The organism is Mucilaginibacter sp. (assembly GCF_036383575.1).
Taxonomy (GTDB): domain Bacteria; phylum Bacteroidota; class Bacteroidia; order Sphingobacteriales; family Sphingobacteriaceae; genus Mucilaginibacter.
Map to the genome: position 1 here is coordinate 1 of NZ_DASVOB010000190.1, position 1,862 is coordinate 1,862.

Here is a 1,862-nt window from a genome sequence, read left to right on the forward strand (position 1 = left end):
GAATGGCCTGCACCTTTCGCTTCCCCCGTTAAAGCCTGCTGTTACTTCAAATGTTAAGTTAAGCGTATCCCGGCCGGATGATAAACTGTTAAGTGATGTGCAATTGTACCCTAACCCGGTAACCGATCAGATCAACCTCAAGTATTCTATATCGCGCAATACCAACGTAACCATCAAAATAATGGATGTGCTTGGCAACGATATTTCCACCCTGTTTTCGCAAAGGGTTGAGTCCGGCGATCACAATCTGAATTATCCTATCAGCAATAAGCTGGTTCGTGGCTTTTACTTTGTACGCGTAGTAGCCGGTACCGAATCGGTTATTAAAAGGATTTCGGTTATTAATTAAGGTCATCAACAAAAAAGAGCTGTTCGAAGTCTCTGACTTCGAATTCAATATGTATGTAGTTTGCAACTACATACATCAACTGTAGTCTGAAGACTACAGGCATAGTCATCCGAAGTCAGAGACTTCGGACAGCGGATTTTAATTAAGAGAACGTCAAATAATTAATACAAGCTCACAAACCTTCCCCCAAACCCATCAAATTTTTTAGCTTTGGCGTTTATAGCGTTCATTTATGAAAATTATAGCCATTGGCCGCAATTACGCCGAACACGCCAAAGAACTTAATAACCCGGTACCCACAACACCGGTTATCTTCATGAAGCCCGAAACGGCTTTGCTGAAAGAAAACAAGCCTTTTTATCACCCCGATTTTTCGGAAGATGTTCACCATGAAATAGAATTGGTTTTAAAGATCAGCAAAGAGGGCAAACACATCAGCGAGAAATTTGCGGCTAACTATTATGAAGAAATTGGTTTAGGAATTGATTTTACTGCCCGCGATATCCAGGCCCGCCATAAGGAAAAAGGTTTACCCTGGGAGTTGGCCAAAGCTTTTGATGGTTCAGCACCTATCAGCAATTTTGTGCCTAAGGCCAAGTTTGAGTCGGTTTATGATATCAACTTTAGGTTGGATATCAATGGCGAAACCCGTCAGCAGGGTAACACCCGTGATCTGCTTTTCTCATTCGAGAGCATCATCGCATTTGTTTCAAAATACATCACCCTAAAAAAGGGCGACCTAATATTTACAGGCACCCCACCGGGTGTATCAAAAGTAACAATCGGCGACAGGCTTGAGGGGTACCTTGAGGATGACAAAATGCTCGATTTTTACGTTAAATAAGCATGATCAAAAAGCTATTGGTTACAGGTGCAATTTGTTTGGCGCTTTATTCAAACACATTTGCGCAAAATAATATTATACAAAGCAGGCAGTATCCGCAAAACTATTTCCGGTACCCGCTTGATCTTACGCCGCCTACTACCGCAGGTTCATTTGGCGAATTAAGGCCCGCGCATTTTCACTCCGGGCTCGATTTTAAAACCAATCAGCGCACCGGTTATCCCGTACATGCTGCCGCCGAAGGTTACATATCAAGGGTACGCGTTCAGTTTGGAGGCTTCGGACGGGCAATCTACATCACCCATCCAAATGGATATACCACGGTTTATGGTCATTTGGAAAGTTTTAGTCCGGCGGTTATTGATTTGGTAAAAAAATACCAGTACGAGCACCAAACCTACGAGGCCGACTTTAACCTTACATCAACCCAGGTGCCGGTTAAAAAAGATGAAGTTGTAGCTATTTCGGGCAACGCCGGGGCATCGGCCGGGCCGCATGTGCATTTTGAGATCAGGGACAGCAAAACTGAGGAAACCATCAATGCGCAGTTGTTTGGCTTAACCATCCCCGATAAAGTGCCGCCAACCATTACCTCTATCGGGATTTATCACCTTAACGGGCGACCTTTCAGCGAAAAGACTCCTAAAGAGTTTTTAGGTGTTACCGGAT

General features: G+C 43.8%; 3 protein-coding genes. All 3 read left to right on the forward strand.

Annotated elements, in window-relative coordinates; all coding sequences use genetic code 11:
• On the forward strand, positions 1–349 hold a 349-nt coding region (locus VF500_RS06990; RefSeq protein WP_330858979.1), incomplete at its 5' end, for a T9SS type A sorting domain-containing protein.
• A gap of 232 nt (positions 350–581) precedes the next feature.
• The gene (locus tag VF500_RS06995; protein ID WP_330858980.1) at positions 582–1,193 is read left to right on the forward strand and encodes a fumarylacetoacetate hydrolase family protein; all 612 of its coding nucleotides are present in this window, start codon (positions 582–584) and stop codon (positions 1,191–1,193) included.
• 2 nt (positions 1,194–1,195) lie between these two features.
• Positions 1,196–1,862: M23 family metallopeptidase (locus VF500_RS07000; protein ID WP_330858981.1), on the forward strand; the 667-nt coding region annotated here is incomplete at its 3' end.

What these genes read in the sequence shown, in the direction of transcription:
- VF500_RS06995 (WP_330858980.1), top strand. Translation starts at nt 582, where the DNA reads ATGAAAATTATAGCCATTGGCCGCAATTACGCCGAACACGCCAAAGAA.